Consider the following 17,159-nt stretch of genomic DNA (forward strand, 5'->3'; position numbering starts at 1 on the left):
TCTACCATTAAAAAGACCAATTGCCCCGAGCAATTGGTCTTTTTAATATGAAAGCCCCAACGTTAGCTATTGATAACCTTGGAGGATAGCAATGACTGTGTTTCCTGTTCGTTGTATCCAAGCTCCGTAAGTATTTCTTTGTTATGCTGTCCAAGCAGGGGAGCGGGAGTTCTAAATTGACCTGGTGTTTCGGAAAACTTAGCTGGAAACCCTAGTGTTTTCATTGAACCTGCTAGAGGATGTTCGTAATCGACTATCATTTCTCTCGATAGAATATGTTCATCGTTTAAAGTTTGATCGTAAGAATAGATGGGACCAGAAGGTACACCCGATGTATCTAGCAAGTCTAGCCAGTAGGAGGAGGGGTGTTTGCTTAGAACCTTCTCAATCTCCAACTCGAGTTGGCTAGCGTTAGTTGCTCGAATACTATTTGTTAAAAAACGTTCATCTGTAAGCCATTGTGGTTTATGGACTACTTGTAAACAAAACTTTTCCCAGAGTTTCTGATTGCCTGCACCAATAAGGATAAAACCATCCTGTGTTTTAAATCCTTGATAGGGAGCAGAAACACGATGTGCTGTTCCATTTCTTTGAGGTACTTCACCTTTGCCAAAATATGCTGCGGCTTCCCACACAGTCCATGCAAGACCAGAATCTACAAGGGAGACATCAATATATTGACCAGTCCCTTTTTTAAGTCGATAAATATAGGCAGACAAAATAGATTGAATGGCCGTTTGAGCAGCAGCTATATCATGAATAGCGATTCCAACTTTGACAGGTTTCCCATTTTTTTCTCCGGTCATGTCAATCAGACCAGAAAGTCCTTGCGCCATAATATCATAGCCGCCTTTGTCTTTATAAGGGCCTGTTTGACCATAACCAGATATAGAACAATAAATCAAAGCGGGATTTAAAGCTTTCAGCGTGTCATAATCAATGCCGAGTTTTTTCGTAACTCCCGGTCGATAATTTTCTATAAAAACATCCGCTTCTTTAATAAGTTTATATAATACCTCAAGACCTTTATCTGTTTTTAAATTAAGGCATATTCCGCGTTTGTTCCGATTGACCATCATATACATATAGCTTTCTTCATTTATATAAGGACCCATACTTCGAGTGTCGTCCCCATTTGGGAATTTTTCCACTTTTATAACGTCTGCACCCATATCAGCTAAAACCATGGTGCAATAGGGTCCAGCGAGAACTTGAGATAGATCAACTACTTTCATTCCATTTAATGCTTGTTCCATCACCAATCTACCACCTTATAAAATCCTTAATCCTTAAATAACTGTAGGTTTTGTACTTCTTCAAGATTCCGCGCACCACTCAAGGAGATAGAAACTCTAGTTTCTTGTAGGAAGTTTTCTAACACGCGTTCCACGCCTTCCTGTCCGCCACTGGCTAATCCCCATATTACTGGACGACCTATGCAAACTGCAGTTGCTCCAAGTGCTAAAGCTTTTACTGCATCAGAACCTCTTCTAATTCCACTATCAAATAAAATAGGGATTCGTCCATTAACTGCTTGAACTACTGCTGGAAGGGCATCGATACTCGCAATAACACCATCTAACTGGCGACCCCCATGATTAGAAACGATAATTCCATCTATTCCTTTTTCCACGGCAAGTTTAGCATCTTCCGGATGAAGTATTCCTTTTATTAGAATTGGTAGTGTTGTATGTTCACGTAATTCGGAAATATTCGTCCAGTTTAAAGTAGGATGGTATATATTTTCAATAATTTTATGGACGATAGTTTCTTGAGAATGATCGTTCAGTGCGGACATGAATACTGGATCAGACACATAATTACCTTGTCCGAAACCGCGTTTTAACGGAGAGTACTGATTGCGAATATCTTCCTCACGCCATCCAAGCATCGTCGTATCGACTGTAAGTACAATTGCTTTATAACCTGCAGCTTCTGCTCTTCTTACCATACTAAAGGAAACTTCCTTCTGTTGAGAGGACCAATATAATTGGAACCATTTTGAACTTCCCTTTGTTTCAGCGGCAATTTCTTCAATAGAATAACTAGACACCGTGCTTTGAATATATGGGAATTCCAATTTTGCCGCAGCTTTAGAAACTGCCAATTCGCCGTCTTCATGGGCTATTTTATTGACCCCAACAGGAGCTATAAAGAGGGGGTGGGGATATGTATGTCCAAGAATTGTTACTTCTGTATTTAAAGTAGACACATCCGTTAAAAAGCGGGGGACGATTGAATACTTATAAAAGGAATCTGTATTTTTCCTGTAGGTTTCTTCTCCACCAGCAGAAGAACGAATATAACCAAACGGACCGGGTTCTAATGCTTGTTTTGCAGCAGCTTCCAATTCGGTAAAATTTATCGGGTAATGCTTACTTGCCTCGATACTTTTTAATAATAAATCATTCGTAGACATATCAAAGTTCACCTCTTATGCAAAATTTGGTTTTCTTTTTTCTAAAAACGCTTCAATGCCTTCTTTATAGTCATCGGAGCTGAAAGATTCTAAAATTAGCTTTTCAATTTCTTCTGTTTCTTCGTTGTCGCCATCAATAATTGCTTGAATTACTTGTTTTATCCCGTTGTTGGCAACAGAAGACTTACGAATAATTTGACGAGCGAATTCAAGACACTTTTCCTCAATTTCTTCCAATGGATAAATATAATCGACTAAGCCAATTTCTTTTCCTTCTTCGGCTGTGATTAGCTTAGCGGTATACAATAATTCCTTTGCTTTCGTAGGACCGATAAGATTTACCAAGCGCTTCGTACTAACGAGATTATAAATAATGCCAATGTTTGCAGCGGTAATCCCAAGCTTGCTACCAGAAGAGGCGAATCGGAAGTCACAGGAATTTGCAAGTTCTAATCCACCGCCTATAGCTAATGTTTTAATAAGGGCAATAGTAGGTTTAGGGAAACGATATAATTTCTCAATAGATTCAAGAGTTGCATCATTATAATCTTTTGCTTTTTGAGCAGAGAAACGATTTTCTAGAAACTCTGTTATATCTGCACCAGAAGAGAATGCAGTTTCATCTACTCCTTTAAGGATTAATAATTTAACTTTTGAATCCTTCTCCAGTTCAGTCAATAATTCACCTAACTGTTTAAACATAGCCAGTGAGAATGAATTCTTCTTGTCTGATCTGTTAAAAACAACTGTTGCGATAGATTCACTGCGCTCCACATATAATAGATTTGTCATTCGTAACCCTCCTATTAGTCTTTTTTAATATTCGCTGCAATACGGTTTCCGATAGATTGAATACTTTGGACAAGGATGATTAAAATGACTACTGTTGCATACATAACATCTACTTCATAGCGCAAATGTCCGAAACGATATGCCAAGTCGCCTAAACCACCTGCTCCGACCATTCCAGCCATTGCAGTAGCTCCAATCAAACTTACCGTTGAAATGGTTAACCCTAAAACGATAGAAGGGCGAGCTTCACGAAGTAAGACATTCCAAATGATGGCACCAGTACTAATACCCATTGCTGTATATGCCTCAATAACACCGTTCTCCACTTCAAGTAGGGCAGATTCCATTAGTCTAGCAATATATGGTGCTGTATAAATGACTAATGGCACGATGACTCCTTGCACACCAATAGTTGTTCCAACGATGAGTTTTGTAAATGGCAAGATGAAGAATAGTAAAATGATGAACGGGATAGAACGTACAATATTTATGATTAAATTAGTTAATTGATAAATAAACTTATTTACCAATGCCTGACCAGGTCTAGTTAAAACGATTAAAATACCTAATGGAATCCCGATTAGTACAGAGAAGAAAAGGGAAATACCAACCATTTGAAATGTTTCTACAACAGATTCACCAATAATCGGTAGCCATTGCTCTACAAATTGATCTGTTCTACTCATGAGAATGTCCCTCCAATTCTTCCGTTGCTACACCCTGTGCTTCTAGATAGTGAATAGCGTTTTTCACTTGTTCTTTGTCGCCAATTAAGTGAACGACTATATTTCCGACGATGCCATTCTTCAATTCGATAATATTAGCAGTTAAAATGTTTGGCTGAACATTAAATTTTTGACTAACTTCTGCCAATAACGGTTTTCCAGTACTTTCCCCTACAAATGTTAAACGAGTGACTGCGCCTGTAACATTCAACTGAGCAATCAATGAATTGGATAAATTCCGTTGGCTAATTGTATTTAAAAACTTTTTGGTAGTAGGGTGGGTAGGCTTCGTAAATAGATTAATAGCTGTATCCTGTTCCACGATAACTCCATTTTCCATGACATATACATGATCGCAAATTTTTTGAATGACATTCATTTCATGCGTGATTAAGAGTATAGTAATTCCTAATTCACGATTGATCTTTAGTAGCAAATCTAAGATGGAATCAGTTGTTTCTGGATCCAGAGCACTGGTTGCTTCATCGCTAAGCAATACTTCAGGTTCCTGAGCAAGTGCGCGAGCGATAGCAACACGTTGCTTTTGTCCGCCTGATAACTGGTTAGGATAATTTGTATGCTTGTCAGTTAAACCAACTATGTCTAAATATTGCTCCACCCGTTTTTTTACCTCGTCTTTGTTATAGCCGAGTAGCTTTAGTGGAATGGCGATATTATCATAAACCGTTGCTGTTTTAAGTAGGTTAAATCCTTGAAAAATCATGCCAACTTTATTGCGAGTTTTACGCAATTTAGGGAGGGGTAAGGAAGTAAGTTCGACGCCGTTTATGAAAACTTTACCTTCTGTAGGTTTTTCCAGTAAATTTACACAACGTATTAGTGTGCTTTTTCCAGCACCACTATATCCTATAACACCGTGGATTTCTCCTTGATTTACCCGTATATTGACTTGTTTTACTGCCTTTACAGTTCCACTTTTACTATTAAACTCTTTCGAGACATTTTCTAATACAATCATTTCACGATCTTCCTTTCTTTTTAAAGAAAACGCTACCGAAGTCGGTAACGTTTATGACTCCATTATTCGTCCCAGCTAGGTAAAACTGAACCTTTAAATTCTTCTTCGATGAATTTTTTAACTTCTTCCGATTGATATGCTTTGATAAACTTTTGGATTGTCGGATCATCTTTGTTTTCTGCACGGACTACAATATAGTTCACGTAAGGAGAATTGGAAGATTCTAGTAATATGGAATCCTCTTTTGGACTAATACCTGCTTCAAGTGCAAAGTTTGTATTGATGGCAGCTGCATCTACTTCACTCAGTTGTTTCGGGATTTGAGCAGCTTCTAGTTCAATAAATTCTAGGTTTTTTGGGTTTTCTTCAATGTCATAAATACTTGCTGATTCTCTTTTATCTTTTTTAATTTTGATAAAGCCATTTTCTTCTAAAATATATAATGCACGAGCGCCATTTGTAGGATCGTTTGGTAAACCAAAAGTTGCTCCATCTGGCAGGTCATCTATAGAATCATATTTGTCTGAATAGACACCCATTGGATTTAATATCGTTTTTCCTACAGGAACTAAATCTGTGCCATGGTCTTCGTTAAACGTATCTAGGAATGGCTCATGCTGATAGCTATTTGCATCTAAATCCTCTTCCGATAAGGCTGTATTAGGTAAAATATAGTCAGAGAAAACTTTAAGCTTAACTTCTAATCCGTCCTTAGCAGCCACTTTAGCAGCCACTTCTACAATTTGTTCATGTGGCCCAGCAGTTACACCTACTACTATTTTGTCCTCATTAATCGCTTTAGCTTCTGAAGTTGCATCATCTCCACAAGCTACAAGAGCTCCAGATAAAAGTACCGTTGACAATAAAAATCCAAATTTCTTCATTTTCCATTCCTCCAAATAATTATTCAGAACGTTGTATAAATATAAAAGCCCCTCTTTCAAAAGAAAGAGAGGCGCATACATACGTTAGTCCTCTCTTATCTATCAAAACAAAATTGTTTTGCTGGATTTAGCACCTTTCCACATAGATTATTAGGTGGATGGTTGCCGAGCTTCATAGGGCCAGTCCCTCAGCTACTCTTGATAAGAGATATCAGCTATTAAGTTTTTCAACAGTTCATAAAATATAATTTACTACATCAACTTATTAAAGTCAACCTACTTTTTTTGTAGTTGCGTATAACATTCTAAATAGTATATGTTTAATAAAAATAAATAATTATACAAAAAGGGTGTGTAAGCGTTGTCAAAAGTAAGAGCAAACTTTGCAGTTGGTCAGCTAGGAAAGGTAGTAGGAGCGCGTTTAGTATATGGAACTGATTTGCTAGAAGGAATAGAGGAATTGTGTAAAGTGAATGGAATTAATTCTGCTACAATTCTTAGTTGTTTTGGAAGTTTTCAAAGAAGTGGATTTGTTTATTTGATACCAAACGAAGATTCACCCATAGGTGTAGGGTACAATAACCTCGTTGTCAAAGAGGGGCCAATCGAGTTTTTGCAGGGGACGGGAGTTGTCTGTCAAAGAGATGGACAGTTTGAAACACATTTCCATGGGACAATATGTGACCAATATGGCAATATTTTTGGTGGTCATTTTATGAAAGGTGAAAATCCTGTTATTACAGTAGATTTAGTGTTGGCAGAAACTATTGGTATGGATTTTCAGCGAAAGTTTGATGAAGAAACAGGAGCAAATCAGTTTTATCCGGTAGAAAAGAAAAAAGATAAACCTAATCAGCTTTAACACAAATAGAAAATGCCCCTCATTTAATGGGCGGCATTTTTGTTAAAATAAATCGCTATGTTAAAAGTGTTACACTTAAACTAACGCAGCGGTTTAGTCGAATAAATAAAATTAGAAAAAAGCGGAACTTTAGTTTGTTTATATTCGTAAATTATTATTATGACACTTGAAAGGGGGATTTTTATGTACAAAGTGAATGGTATAGAAGCTTATGAAGCACATAATCGAACTGAGTTATTAGCAGGTTTAGAGGCAAAATCTGAATATATCCTTATTAAAGGAGACTATTATAAAGAAGTAAGAAAGATTATGGATACTCATCTTCCAGAGAACGAAAGTATAGGAGTGGCATTAGGAAATGCGGGTGTGTTATCAATTCTTAATTATGCAATAGATGCAGTAAGAAATTCATTCAGTAATGCAGATAAAATGGATAAAAAAATTGACAGAAAGTTAAATTCATTTAAGGTTAAAAAGATTACAGATGATGGTTTATTATTGAGCTTAAAGCAGTTAGATTATTAGAACTTGCATACAGAACTATTTTGGATAGTTCTATGTGAATAAATACACTTAAACAAACGGGTGTTTTAGTAAAAATATACACCAAAGTAAAATGAGCGTGGAGATATATTCCAGCTCATTTTTTATGTGCATTTTAAAATCAACCTTTGTCTTTAACTTAGCCAAATAAATTAAGCTTTCCGATCCTTGTAATTGCTTCTTTCAATCGGTCTTCATCCACTAACAATCCTACTCGAACATATCCTTCGCCGGATGCCCCAAATCCATTACCAGCAGCAACCGCTACGTCAGCTTCTTGTAACAATAAATCTGCAAAAGCTTCACTCGTATAATTATCAGGGACTGGTAGCCAAGCAAAGAAGGATCCTTTCGGTGCAGTCACCTTCCATCCAATGCTAGTACAAGCTTCGACTAAAGCATTCCGTCTGCCTTCATATAGATTAACCAGTTCCTTTACACATGCTTGGCTACCGTTCAAAGCAACGGTTGCTGCATCTTGAACAGCAGGGAAGATACTAACAAATAAGTGGTCTTGAATAATATTAATAGCTTCAATGATTTTAGAGTTTCCAACTGCAAATCCAACGCGCCAACCAGCCATATTATAAGTTTTGGATAGTGTGTACATTTCGATACCAACGTCTTTTGCTCCATCAGCTTGTAAGAAGCTTACTGGCTTCACACCGTCAAAACCTATTCCTCCATATGCAAAATCATGAACAATAGCAATATCATTTTCTTTTGCCAATGTAACAGTTTCTTGGAAAAAGTCTAAATTAGCGATAGCGCCAGTAGGATTATTTGGATAATTTAAGTACATAAGTTTTGCTTGTTGTTTTTGTTGTTCTGTTAATGAGCTATAATCCGGCAGGAAATTATTTTCCCCCAGTAATGGCATAGTATTAAACTCGACATTTGCCAATCCTACTCCCGATAAATAATCAGGATAACCAGGGTCTGGAAGTAACATTAACTCATGCTCATTCATCAAAGCTAATGGGAGCTCTACTAACCCAATTTTCGTTCCAAATAAAATTGCCACTTCCGTTTCAGGGTCAATATCTACATTATATTCCCGTTTATAAAAATTGGATGCTGCTTTTTTAAAATCCCCCGTTCCACGAAAGGGACTATACTTATGATTTAGTGGATTAGCGGCCGCTTCTTGGACTGCTTGCACAATATGTGGGGGAGTGGGCTTATCAGGATTACCTTGTCCTAAATTAATCACATCTCGACCCTCTAGAACTGCATCTCCCACTTTTTTGACAAGTGTAGCAAAGAACTGAGAAGGTAGATTGTTTAAACGGTTTGAAAATTCCATGTACAAAACCTCGTTTTCTAAAAAGTTGCATTTGTATTTTTATTCTAACAAAAATAAATAGCTTGTCTATGTATTGGTTGGTTTTTATAGTTATTGATTTTTAAAATGTGAATCTTTTTTCATGTTTAGACGTGTAGGACTGGACATCTTTTTCCTGTATTACATTTTTCCAACTAGCATGACGATAATTCCAACTAGAAAGCCCAAAATTCCAACTAAGTGTCCCAGAATTCCAACTAACCATCAAATTAGAGCTCCAAAAGATTGCCTTGATATCACTTACGCCCACTTTTTAAATAATTCCCTTCGTAATTCACTGAAAACCGCTTAATGAGATACTAATAGCTACATAAAAAAGTATTACGGATGATTTTGCGTGTCTTGGCATAAGGTGTTGCCTACTAGGAATATATTAAGATAGGACTGCCAAAAGGATAGGATGGGTGCGATTAGACAGAGGTCGGTAACATCTGGCGGAATTGGATTTGGAGTAATATTGGCGATAGTTATCTCATGGACAGTTAACAAGTCGATACTGTGGGCGATTATTCATGGTTTCTTTGGATGGTTCTATGTACTATATTATCTGTTGCAATATTGACCTTCCAAGTACCCCAATAAAGCACTTAGGCACATAGTCTAGGTGTTTTATTAATACGACTCATCTTAGAAATAGTGGACTTTAAAATTAAACGTAAGTCCAGAATTGCACCCCATGCATAGTGCAATTCCATGGCAGATTACAATTTTCAAAAGAAGGGGGTTGTTAGATGAAACGATTATTAATACTTCTTACACTAACCTTACTAGTAACAGCATGTGGATCCGTTAACGAGAATATTAAAGCAGAAATGCATGGCGATGTTGAGCAGGTGCTTACTACTATTGAAACCTCATTAGAAATGGACAGAGAGCCGACAAGCGAAGAATGGGAAACTTTAAATGAATACAAAGAAAAGTATGACTCAAAGTTAAGTGATGGAGAACTCAGTGATGATGAACGATTACTAGATACGTTGGTGGAAGGTCTCATTAGCAAAGTAGATAACAAACAATCTTTAGACTCTGCGGATAAAAGATTAAAAGGAGAGATAGAAGAAATACGGACTTTTATGGAGAAAGGGGAATATTAAATAAAGCAACGAATTCATTGTTTGATTTACAAGAATAGTTGCATTTATCCGTCAAATCTTATAACCTTTTAATAATTATGTCTTTAGGAGTGTCAAAATGAGAATTGCATGTGTTCAGTTAAATATCGCTTTTGGGGATCCGAAGGAAAACTTTAGAAAAGTAGAAGAAAAGGTGCGAAAAGCTGCGATGCTGAATGCAGAAATCGTTGTATTACCTGAAATGTGGAATACGGGTTATGATTTAACGAATCTTGAAGAAATAGCTGATGTAAACGGCGAAGATACTAAAAGTCTCCTCGCGCGATTAGCTAAAGAATTACATATTCATATCATTGGCGGATCCGTTTCTACGAAAAGAGGTAATCATTTCTTTAATACGATGTATGTCGTGAATAATATTGGTAAGGTAATAGCCGAATATGATAAAGCACATTTGTTTAAATTAATGGATGAGCATCTTTATCTAGAGGCGGGAACAGACAAAAATATCTTTACATTAAATGATGTCGATATGGGCGGCGTTATTTGTTATGATTTACGTTTTCCAGAGTGGTTCCGAACACATTCATTGGCTGGAGCTAAAATTATATTTGTACCGGCACAGTGGCCAGCTGGAAGAATAGATCATTGGAAAATATTATTGCAAGCTCGTGCGATTGAAAATCAGTGTTTCATCGTAGCAGTAAATCGAGTTGGGGAAGATCTGAACAATTCGTTTAATGGGAACTCGATGGTAATTGCGCCGTGGGGTGAAGTTCTTTGGCTTGGAGCAGAGGAAGAAACAATCGGTCTAGTAGAAATTAACTTAGATGAAGTGGATAAAGTTAGAAAGAGGATTCCTGTTTTTCAGGATCGCAGAGTGGACATCTATTAATAGAATCTCGCTATCTGTATTGACGTACGGGTAGCTTTTTTGTATGGTTTTCTAAAGGGGGAGTTATGATGGTAGAAAAAATTCGCGCTATTCAAGATGAGTACCCAGAGGATTTTGCTTGGTGTTACGGTTGTGGAAGGATGAACAAAGATGGGCATCATTTCCGTACTGCCTGGGATGGGGAACAGACAGTAACTATATATGAACCTAAGGAAGAACATATTGCTATACCTGGCTTTGTATACGGGGGTCTAATAGGGGCACTGGTAGACTGTCATGGAACTGGCTCTGCTTCACTCGCATTACATCGAAAAAATGGGTTTGAACCAGGAAGTGGAGAAACGCCGCCTCGTTTCGTAACTGGCTCACTTCATGTCGATTTCCTAAAGCCAACACCTCAAAAAGTTACTCTTAAAGCAGTTGGCAAAGTAGAAGAAATTCATCCAAAGAAATTCAAGGTAATAACAGAAGTGTTTGCGGGAGAAGAACTATGCGCTCGCGGTGAAGTTCTTGCTGTAGTGATGCCTAATACTTTTGGAAAACAATAGAATAATTATAAAACCTGCAACTAAAACAATACGTTTTTAGTGCAGGTTTTTTTGACATATTGAGTAATACTATAAGAAAGCGAAACTAAAAGAGATAGGAAAAATTTATGAAATAAGACATGAAAGTAACTTTCTCTTGTTATCCTAAAAGGCTCCTAGAAAACGAAAGAATCAGGATATGACGTTAAAGGACAGGCGATTATTGCTTGGTTTTTTAATTTTCTGATTAAATTTTTTGGAATATGGGAATGGAATAGAAAGGAGGACGATTGAATGGATACGTTTTTATATTTTCTTTATACATTTTTATATACGGCATTATTGATATGGGGATTATATGGTATAAGAAAGCAAGAGTTGGCCAAATGGAGCAGTGTTATTTATATAGTTATACTCCCACTGATTTATGATAATTTGATACTAGCAACAGGCAAGTGGATTGGCGAAGGAGAATTATTGGAAAGCTTAAACTTCTCTCGTTTTTGCTTGCACGCTTTAATAACCCCACTACTTGTAATGTATTCAATAGGAACACTACGAGAAAGTGGAATTGAATGGGCAAAGAAAAAATGGTTAGTTATAGTAGGTATTATTTATACGATTGGTTTAATGGTTTTTGAATTTTCAGTAGAGGTTGTTGGATTGGAAATTGAAGTGGTGAAGGAATATGGTGTCGTCAGCTATTCGAATGTGGAGGAAGCGACAGGCCCGCCAATTATGGTGTTATTTGTAACACTTATTCTTATTGTAGCGAGTGCAATCGTATGGAAAAAAACAAAATGGCCGATTTTCTTTATAGGTGCCATAGTTATGACTATTGGAAGTGCCGTACCTCTTAATATAGAAAGTGGAGCAGTGACGAATGCATTTGAGTTGTTTTTAATCTTTACATTAATATGGACTAAACGACGTTTGATAACAGGACAGCTTCATGTTAAATAGCATCAGGATAAAAGGCATACTAGATTCTAGTATGCCTTAACAGCCTAACTGTTTACGATTTGATCCACAGGAGGTGCAGTTTTTGGTTCTGGAACTTTTGTTAGAATGATAAAGCCAATAATGAATAGTATTATCAGACTAAATACTCCGTAGGAAGAGTTTCCTGTTACTTGTGCAGTAATAGCTACTAATAGCGGTCCCATAATAGAGGCAAATTTACCAAAGATATTATAAAATCCGAAAAACTCATTGGAATTTTCTTTTGGAACTATTTTAGCGAAATAGGATCTACTAAGGGCTTGAATACCGCCTTGAGAAGTGGCGACAAGCATTGCTAAGATCCAGAAGTCAACTATAGTATCTAAGAAAAATGCATAACTACATACAATAATATAAACAATGATCCCCACATATAGCATTTTCTTTTCCGTAAATTTAGAAGCTAATTTCCCATATAAAAGTGCAAAAGGTCCAGCGACAACTTGGGTGGCAAATAGGACTATAAGTAAACTTGTTGCACTCAATCCTAAATCAGATCCATAAGCTGTAGACATGGAAATAATCGTACCAACTCCATCAATATAAAAAAAGTATGCTAGTAAAAACAAAAATACAGTGCGATATTGTCTAATTTCTTTGAAGGTGTTTCCTAATCGTTTAAAACTTTCAACGATTAAATTTCCTTCTTTCTCCACAAAATGAATTTGCTTCACATTTTTGAACATTGGGATAGAAAATATAACCCACCAGACCGCTGTTATTACAAATGCAATTCGACTAGCATTTGTCGACGAAATAGGGATAATTTCTCTCTGAGCCAATAAAATAATGACAATACTAAGTAAAAATGGGATAGTGGACCCAATATAACCAAGGCTATATCCACGTGAAGAGACTTTATGCATCCGTTCATTGGTTGTGACGTCAACAATAAAGCCGTCATAGAAGACGTTTGCTCCAGTTGCACCGAGTGCGGCAAGGGTATAAAAGATTAATAATAATAGCCAGTTATCAAAAGGCACAAATGCTAACATCGTAGTAAATGTAACTCCTAATACAAAGAAAAAAGTGAAAAATTTCTTTTTCATCCCACGATAATCTGCGATTGTTCCTAGAATTGGTCCTATCAAGGCAAGTATAAAAGTAAAAATAGCAATTGTATATCCGAGATATGCTGTGGAATCTGCTGCATCAACCCCCCCAGCTGTTGCGGATGCTTTGTAAAAGATAGGGAAAACAGCTGTTGTAATGGTGATTGAATAGGCAGAAGAGCCCCAATCATAAAGAGACCAGCTATTCTCTTCTTTTGTGAATTTTTTCAATATATTCATCCCTCCAAGCCTTGTTATAAATTATTGTACATCAAATAAATAAAGGGGAGTATAAATAATTCAGAAAAATAACTTAAATTTACATTATTAATATTGAAGAGGAGAAATAAGGAATAAACTTTATATAAAGGAGTAGATTTTATGAAACCTATTAGTGAACAAAAAGCAATAATAGATATCGGTTCCAATTCTATACGTCTAGTAGTTTTTAGTTATAGCAGTAAAGAGGGGTTAGTAGAACATTATAATTATAAAACGGTAGCACGCTTAAGTATGCATATTGATACATTTGGAAATTTAAGTGAAGAAGGTATTCACCTTTTAATAGAAACATTATTTAATTTCAAAAAAATTTTAGATGATTTATCAGTAACCGATGTATTTGCTGCTGCTACTGCGGCTGTTAGGCAAGCGGAAAATCGTGAAACTATCATAACCAAGGTTAAACAACAAACAGACATAAAAGTAACTATAATATCTGCTAAAGAAGAAGCATATTATGGTTATTTAGCAGTAATACATTCTACTAGTATCCCCACAGCTGTAACGATCGATATGGGTGGAGGAAGTACGGAAGTTACATACTTTGAAAATAAAGAAATGAAGTTTTCACATAGTTTCCCATTTGGAGCAGTTTCATTAAAAAAGAGATTTATAACGAACGGTTTTATGACAACAGAGGAAAAAATATCCCTAATAGAATTTGTTAGAGAACAATTTCAATCGCTTGAATGGTTACATAATTTGCAAGTGCCCATCATTGCTATTGGGGGCAGCGCACGTAATATAGCACAAGTAGATCAGGAAAGAAAAAACAATTCTTTGCATGGAACTCACCAATACGAGTTAAGCGCAGTGGATTTGCAGGAAATAAGTTATAAATTCACCCAATCATCTTTAGAAGGGTTAAAGAAAATAGATGGCTTATCCAGTGATCGAGCGGATATTATTGTACCTGCTTTAGAAACTTTTCGCGTATTTATGGAAGTGGTACAAAGTATGGTCTTTATATATAGTAAAAAAGGACTGAGGGAAGGGGTAATTTACGCTCAGCTTATAAAATATTTTCCAGATGATTTTAACGTTAATAGTGTAACAAAAAATGCTGTTCGGCATGTGTTAGGGAAATTTCATGTTGATGAACATATATCACTTCATCTATATGAAATATTTTCTTCGATATATAACAAATTTGGACAATGGGGTTATATTACCCCAATGCAAAATGATGCGTTACTTCAATATGCCTACCAACTATTTCATATTGGAAAGGAAATTGATCAGGAGGCATCTAGTCAGCATACTTTTTATCTGTTAACTAATTTAACAATAGATGGGATTTCAAACAAGGATCGCTTGAAATTAGCCTTACTTGCATCGTACAAAAATAAAGATACCTTTAAACAATATATAGACCTCTATCCACATACTATTAATAGTACGGAAAGTAAGCAACTTCGAGATATTGGTGCATTAATCCGTTTTACGAAAGGGATGGACGTCCTTGGAAGATCTCATATAAAGAATGTTTCCATTAAAAGATCCATGGATAAAATTGAATTTATATTTTTAGTTGTTGGAAATAATATTTTAGAACAATACCAAGCTGAAAAACTGAAAAAACATTTAGAGAAAATAGTTCATGTAGAAGTGGAGTTGAAGTTTTTAGACATGGAGGAAATTGAGTGATGACTAATAAGACTGTAGAAAAACATCCTTTTAATGACTATGCCTATTATAATAACAGAGAAATCAGCTGGCTAGCTTTTAACGAGCGAGTTCTCGAAGAAGCGGAAGATGAGTCGAATCCTCTTTTAGAGCGGATGAAGTTTTTGGCTATATTTAGTTCCAATTTAGATGAGTTTTTTATGGTTCGTGTAGCAGGATTACAAGATCAGGTTCGTGCAGGATTCAATAAACCTGAAAACAAAGCAGGGTTGACACCAAAAGAGCAGTTAAATCGTATTGCATGTATTACAAAACAATTAGTCTCGAGACAAATGAAAATCTATAAAGAACTAATTGAAAAACAACTCCCAAAGCAAGGGATTTCTTTAGTTAAATATAGTGAACTAACTACCGCTCAAAAGAAGGAACTGCAGAAATTATTTGAAGAAGAAATTTTTCCTGTTTTAACACCAATCGCGGTAGATGCATACCGTCCATTTCCTATATTGTTGAGTAAAACAATGAATATTTTAGTCATGATTGAAGACAATCAATATGATTTAGTGGAACAAAATAAGATTGCCATTGTACAAGTACCGTCTGTTCTAAAGCGTTTTATCCAAGTTTCTACAGTTGATGGTTCATTTGTAGCTGTCCTCCTTGAAGATGTCATTATTGAACATATTTCCAAGCTTTTTCATGGGTACCATGTGAAGCATGCGAACCCTTTCAGAATAACACGTAATGCAGATTTAACTCTCCATGAAGAGGGGGCGCGAGATTTATTAATTGAGATAGAAAAAGAATTGAAAAAACGGAAGTGGGGCGCAGTTAGTCGATTAGAAGTAAAAGTAAGTGAAATAAAGCCTAAGTTATTAAATTACTTGCTGGACGAGCTAGAAATTCAACCAGAGGATGTCTATAAAGTAGATGGCCCATTAGATGTAACTTTTTTGTTTTCCTTCATTAAAATTTTTAAAGGGAAGCATATGCACTTATTCTATGAACCTTTTATACCACAACCACCACTAGACATAGCTAGTGATGAAGATGTTTTTGCAAAGGTTCAAAAACAAGATTTATTTTTTCATCATCCCTATGAATCTTTTCAGCCAATCATAGATTTCATCGAAAAGGCAGCTGACGATCCCTCCGTATTGGCTATCAAGCAAACTTTGTACCGTGTTAGTGGGAATTCTCCTGTAATTCTTGCTTTAAAGCGTGCTGCAGAAAATGGTAAACAGGTGACTGTGTTAGTAGAGTTAAAAGCTCGTTTTGATGAAGAAAATAATGTGCAGTGGGCAAAGGAGTTAGAAAAAGCAGGGTGTCTCGTAATTTACGGCATGCATAATTTAAAAACGCATTCCAAAATAACATTAGTTGTTCGAAGAAGGAACAATAGAATTGAGCAATATGTCCATCTCGGTACAGGAAATTATAATGATCAAACTGCAAGAACATATACTGATATGGGAATTATTACGGCAAACAAAAAAATTGGTTCAGATGCCACCCAATTTTTTAATTTCCTCAGTGGATATACCGACAAACCTAACTACGATAAATTAGTCGTTTCACCATTTGATATTCGAGACAAATTTATTAGTTTAATAGATGAGGAGATAGAGTACCATAAGGCTTTTCATAATGGACATATAAAACTAAAGATGAATTCCCTTACTGATAAAGATTTAATATTAAAGTTATACGAAGCCTCTTCTGTTGGGGTGAAAATTGATTTAATAGTTAGGGGAACTTGTTGTTTGTTACCTAAAGTTCCAGGAGTTAGTGAGAATATAAATGTGACGAGTATAGTTGGAAGATTTTTAGAACATTCTAGAATTTACTGGTTTTATCGTAATGGAGCATCGCGATTATATCTATCCTCAGCTGATATGATGACTAGAAATATGGTAAAGCGCGTAGAGATATTATTTCCAGTATTATCTCCTTCTATTAAAATGAGAGTAATGGAAATTTTAGATTTAGAATTACGAGACAACGTTAAAGCGCGAGTCCAAGATCAAAATGGAAAATATCACTATAAAGACAAAACGGAATGCGAAGTAGATAGTCAGCAGATCTTATTAGAAAAATCACGAAAGTATATACCAGAGGAATAGATAAAGGAGCTGAAACCATTGGTTCAGCTC

The 17,159-nt window shown here is 36.0% G+C and carries 16 protein-coding genes and 1 riboswitch; of the genes, 8 read left to right on the top strand and 8 right to left on the bottom strand.

Translation table 11 applies throughout. The features are described 5' to 3' along the window. Positions 1 to 62 precede the first annotated feature (62 nt). The 6 genes from MHI40_RS07890 to MHI40_RS07915 form a co-directional block, all read right to left on the bottom strand. Positions 63 to 1,256 carry a CaiB/BaiF CoA transferase family protein gene (locus tag MHI40_RS07890; RefSeq protein WP_340762168.1) on the bottom strand — a complete coding sequence of 398 codons (1,194 nt, stop codon included), beginning with the start codon at positions 1,254 to 1,256 and terminating at the stop codon, positions 63 to 65. A gap of 26 nt (positions 1,257 to 1,282) precedes the next feature. Then, positions 1,283 to 2,419: an alpha-hydroxy-acid oxidizing protein gene (locus MHI40_RS07895; RefSeq protein WP_340762170.1), complete on the bottom strand. Its 1,137-nt coding sequence runs from the start codon at positions 2,417 to 2,419 to the stop codon at positions 1,283 to 1,285. Between the two features lie 15 nt (positions 2,420 to 2,434). Continuing rightward, positions 2,435 to 3,211 (bottom strand): enoyl-CoA hydratase/isomerase family protein, encoded by a 777-nt coding sequence (locus MHI40_RS07900; RefSeq protein WP_340762172.1) that lies wholly within the window; start codon positions 3,209 to 3,211, stop codon positions 2,435 to 2,437. 14 nt (positions 3,212 to 3,225) lie between these two features. Further along, complete coding sequence (locus tag MHI40_RS07905; protein ID WP_340762174.1) at positions 3,226 to 3,897, bottom strand: methionine ABC transporter permease; 672 nt, start codon at positions 3,895 to 3,897, stop codon at positions 3,226 to 3,228. Then, a complete protein-coding gene (locus MHI40_RS07910; protein ID WP_340762176.1) occupies positions 3,890 to 4,915 on the bottom strand; it encodes a methionine ABC transporter ATP-binding protein in 1,026 nt (341 codons plus the stop codon). Before MHI40_RS07910 ends, MHI40_RS07905 begins: the two co-directional genes overlap by 8 nt. Positions 4,916 to 4,977: 62 nt before the next feature. After that, positions 4,978 to 5,799 carry a MetQ/NlpA family ABC transporter substrate-binding protein gene (locus MHI40_RS07915; protein WP_340762177.1) on the bottom strand — a complete coding sequence of 274 codons (822 nt, stop codon included), beginning with the start codon at positions 5,797 to 5,799 and terminating at the stop codon, positions 4,978 to 4,980. A gap of 92 nt (positions 5,800 to 5,891) precedes the next feature. Then, a riboswitch (SAM riboswitch) is annotated at positions 5,892 to 6,007 on the bottom strand. A 153-nt stretch (positions 6,008 to 6,160) separates the two neighbouring features. On the opposite strand from MHI40_RS07915, the gene MHI40_RS07920 reads away from it, so the two are divergent. Then, positions 6,161 to 6,661, top strand: coding sequence for a PPC domain-containing DNA-binding protein (locus MHI40_RS07920; protein WP_340762178.1), 501 nt, complete (start codon positions 6,161 to 6,163; stop codon positions 6,659 to 6,661). A gap of 183 nt (positions 6,662 to 6,844) precedes the next feature. Further along, positions 6,845 to 7,186 carry a hypothetical protein gene (locus MHI40_RS07925; RefSeq protein ID WP_340762179.1) on the top strand — a complete coding sequence of 114 codons (342 nt, stop codon included), beginning with the start codon at positions 6,845 to 6,847 and terminating at the stop codon, positions 7,184 to 7,186. Between the two features lie 157 nt (positions 7,187 to 7,343). Here the strand turns inward: MHI40_RS07925 and MHI40_RS07930 are convergent, their stop codons facing one another. Then, positions 7,344 to 8,510 (bottom strand): pyridoxal phosphate-dependent aminotransferase, encoded by a 1,167-nt coding sequence (locus tag MHI40_RS07930; RefSeq protein ID WP_340762180.1) that lies wholly within the window; start codon positions 8,508 to 8,510, stop codon positions 7,344 to 7,346. A 770-nt stretch (positions 8,511 to 9,280) separates the two neighbouring features. On the opposite strand from MHI40_RS07930, the gene MHI40_RS07935 reads away from it, so the two are divergent. The 4 genes from MHI40_RS07935 (at position 9,281) to MHI40_RS07950 (ending at position 12,007) form a co-directional block, all read left to right on the top strand. Next, complete coding sequence (locus tag MHI40_RS07935) at positions 9,281 to 9,643, top strand: hypothetical protein (protein WP_340762182.1); 363 nt, start codon at positions 9,281 to 9,283, stop codon at positions 9,641 to 9,643. A gap of 97 nt (positions 9,644 to 9,740) precedes the next feature. Next, on the top strand, positions 9,741 to 10,517 hold the full coding sequence (locus MHI40_RS07940) for a carbon-nitrogen family hydrolase (RefSeq protein ID WP_340762183.1): 777 nt from the start codon (positions 9,741 to 9,743) through the stop codon (positions 10,515 to 10,517). Positions 10,518 to 10,582: 65 nt separating this feature from the next. Beyond that, on the top strand, positions 10,583 to 11,065 hold the full coding sequence (locus MHI40_RS07945) for a PaaI family thioesterase (RefSeq protein WP_340762184.1): 483 nt from the start codon (positions 10,583 to 10,585) through the stop codon (positions 11,063 to 11,065). Positions 11,066 to 11,338: 273 nt separating this feature from the next. Beyond that, entirely contained in the window at positions 11,339 to 12,007 is a 669-nt protein-coding gene (locus MHI40_RS07950; RefSeq protein ID WP_340762185.1) for a phospholipid phosphatase, read from the top strand. Between the two features lie 44 nt (positions 12,008 to 12,051). Here MHI40_RS07950 and MHI40_RS07955 read toward each other — a convergent pair whose 3' ends face one another. Next, positions 12,052 to 13,332, bottom strand: coding sequence for an MFS transporter (locus MHI40_RS07955; protein ID WP_340764437.1), 1,281 nt, complete (start codon positions 13,330 to 13,332; stop codon positions 12,052 to 12,054). Positions 13,333 to 13,479: 147 nt separating this feature from the next. Here MHI40_RS07955 and MHI40_RS07960 point away from each other — a divergent pair, with 147 nt between their 5' ends. Both MHI40_RS07960 and MHI40_RS07965 read left to right on the top strand, forming a co-directional pair. Further along, on the top strand, positions 13,480 to 15,027 hold the full coding sequence (locus tag MHI40_RS07960; protein WP_340762186.1) for a Ppx/GppA family phosphatase: 1,548 nt from the start codon (positions 13,480 to 13,482) through the stop codon (positions 15,025 to 15,027). Beyond that, complete coding sequence (locus MHI40_RS07965) at positions 15,027 to 17,129, top strand: RNA degradosome polyphosphate kinase (RefSeq protein WP_340764439.1); 2,103 nt, start codon at positions 15,027 to 15,029, stop codon at positions 17,127 to 17,129. The genes MHI40_RS07960 and MHI40_RS07965 overlap by 1 nt, the downstream gene beginning before the upstream one ends. The last annotated feature ends 30 nt before the right edge of the window (positions 17,130 to 17,159 follow it).

It is taken from the genome of Psychrobacillus sp. FSL H8-0510, assembly GCF_038008345.1.
Lineage (GTDB): Bacteria > Bacillota > Bacilli > Bacillales_A > Planococcaceae > Psychrobacillus > Psychrobacillus psychrotolerans.

Excerpts from the sequence above, each read along its gene's own strand:
- MHI40_RS07935 (WP_340762182.1), top strand. The coding sequence starts at position 9,281 with ATGAAACGATTATTAATACTTCTTACACTAACCTTACTAGTAACAGCA.
- MHI40_RS07890 (WP_340762168.1), bottom strand. The coding sequence starts at position 1,256 with ATGGAACAAGCATTAAATGGAATGAAAGTAGTTGATCTATCTCAAGTT.
- MHI40_RS07905 (WP_340762174.1), bottom strand. The coding sequence starts at position 3,897 with ATGAGTAGAACAGATCAATTTGTAGAGCAATGGCTACCGATTATTGGT.
- MHI40_RS07895 (WP_340762170.1), bottom strand. The coding sequence starts at position 2,419 with ATGTCTACGAATGATTTATTATTAAAAAGTATCGAGGCAAGTAAGCAT.
- MHI40_RS07900 (WP_340762172.1), bottom strand. The coding sequence starts at position 3,211 with ATGACAAATCTATTATATGTGGAGCGCAGTGAATCTATCGCAACAGTT.
- MHI40_RS07960 (WP_340762186.1), top strand. The coding sequence starts at position 13,480 with ATGAAACCTATTAGTGAACAAAAAGCAATAATAGATATCGGTTCCAAT.
- MHI40_RS07965 (WP_340764439.1), top strand. The coding sequence starts at position 15,027 with ATGACTAATAAGACTGTAGAAAAACATCCTTTTAATGACTATGCCTAT.
- MHI40_RS07930 (WP_340762180.1), bottom strand. The coding sequence starts at position 8,510 with ATGGAATTTTCAAACCGTTTAAACAATCTACCTTCTCAGTTCTTTGCT.
- MHI40_RS07940 (WP_340762183.1), top strand. The coding sequence starts at position 9,741 with ATGAGAATTGCATGTGTTCAGTTAAATATCGCTTTTGGGGATCCGAAG.
- MHI40_RS07915 (WP_340762177.1), bottom strand. The coding sequence starts at position 5,799 with ATGAAGAAATTTGGATTTTTATTGTCAACGGTACTTTTATCTGGAGCT.
- MHI40_RS07925 (WP_340762179.1), top strand. The coding sequence starts at position 6,845 with ATGTACAAAGTGAATGGTATAGAAGCTTATGAAGCACATAATCGAACT.
- MHI40_RS07950 (WP_340762185.1), top strand. The coding sequence starts at position 11,339 with ATGGATACGTTTTTATATTTTCTTTATACATTTTTATATACGGCATTA.
- MHI40_RS07910 (WP_340762176.1), bottom strand. The coding sequence starts at position 4,915 with ATGATTGTATTAGAAAATGTCTCGAAAGAGTTTAATAGTAAAAGTGGA.
- MHI40_RS07945 (WP_340762184.1), top strand. The coding sequence starts at position 10,583 with ATGATGGTAGAAAAAATTCGCGCTATTCAAGATGAGTACCCAGAGGAT.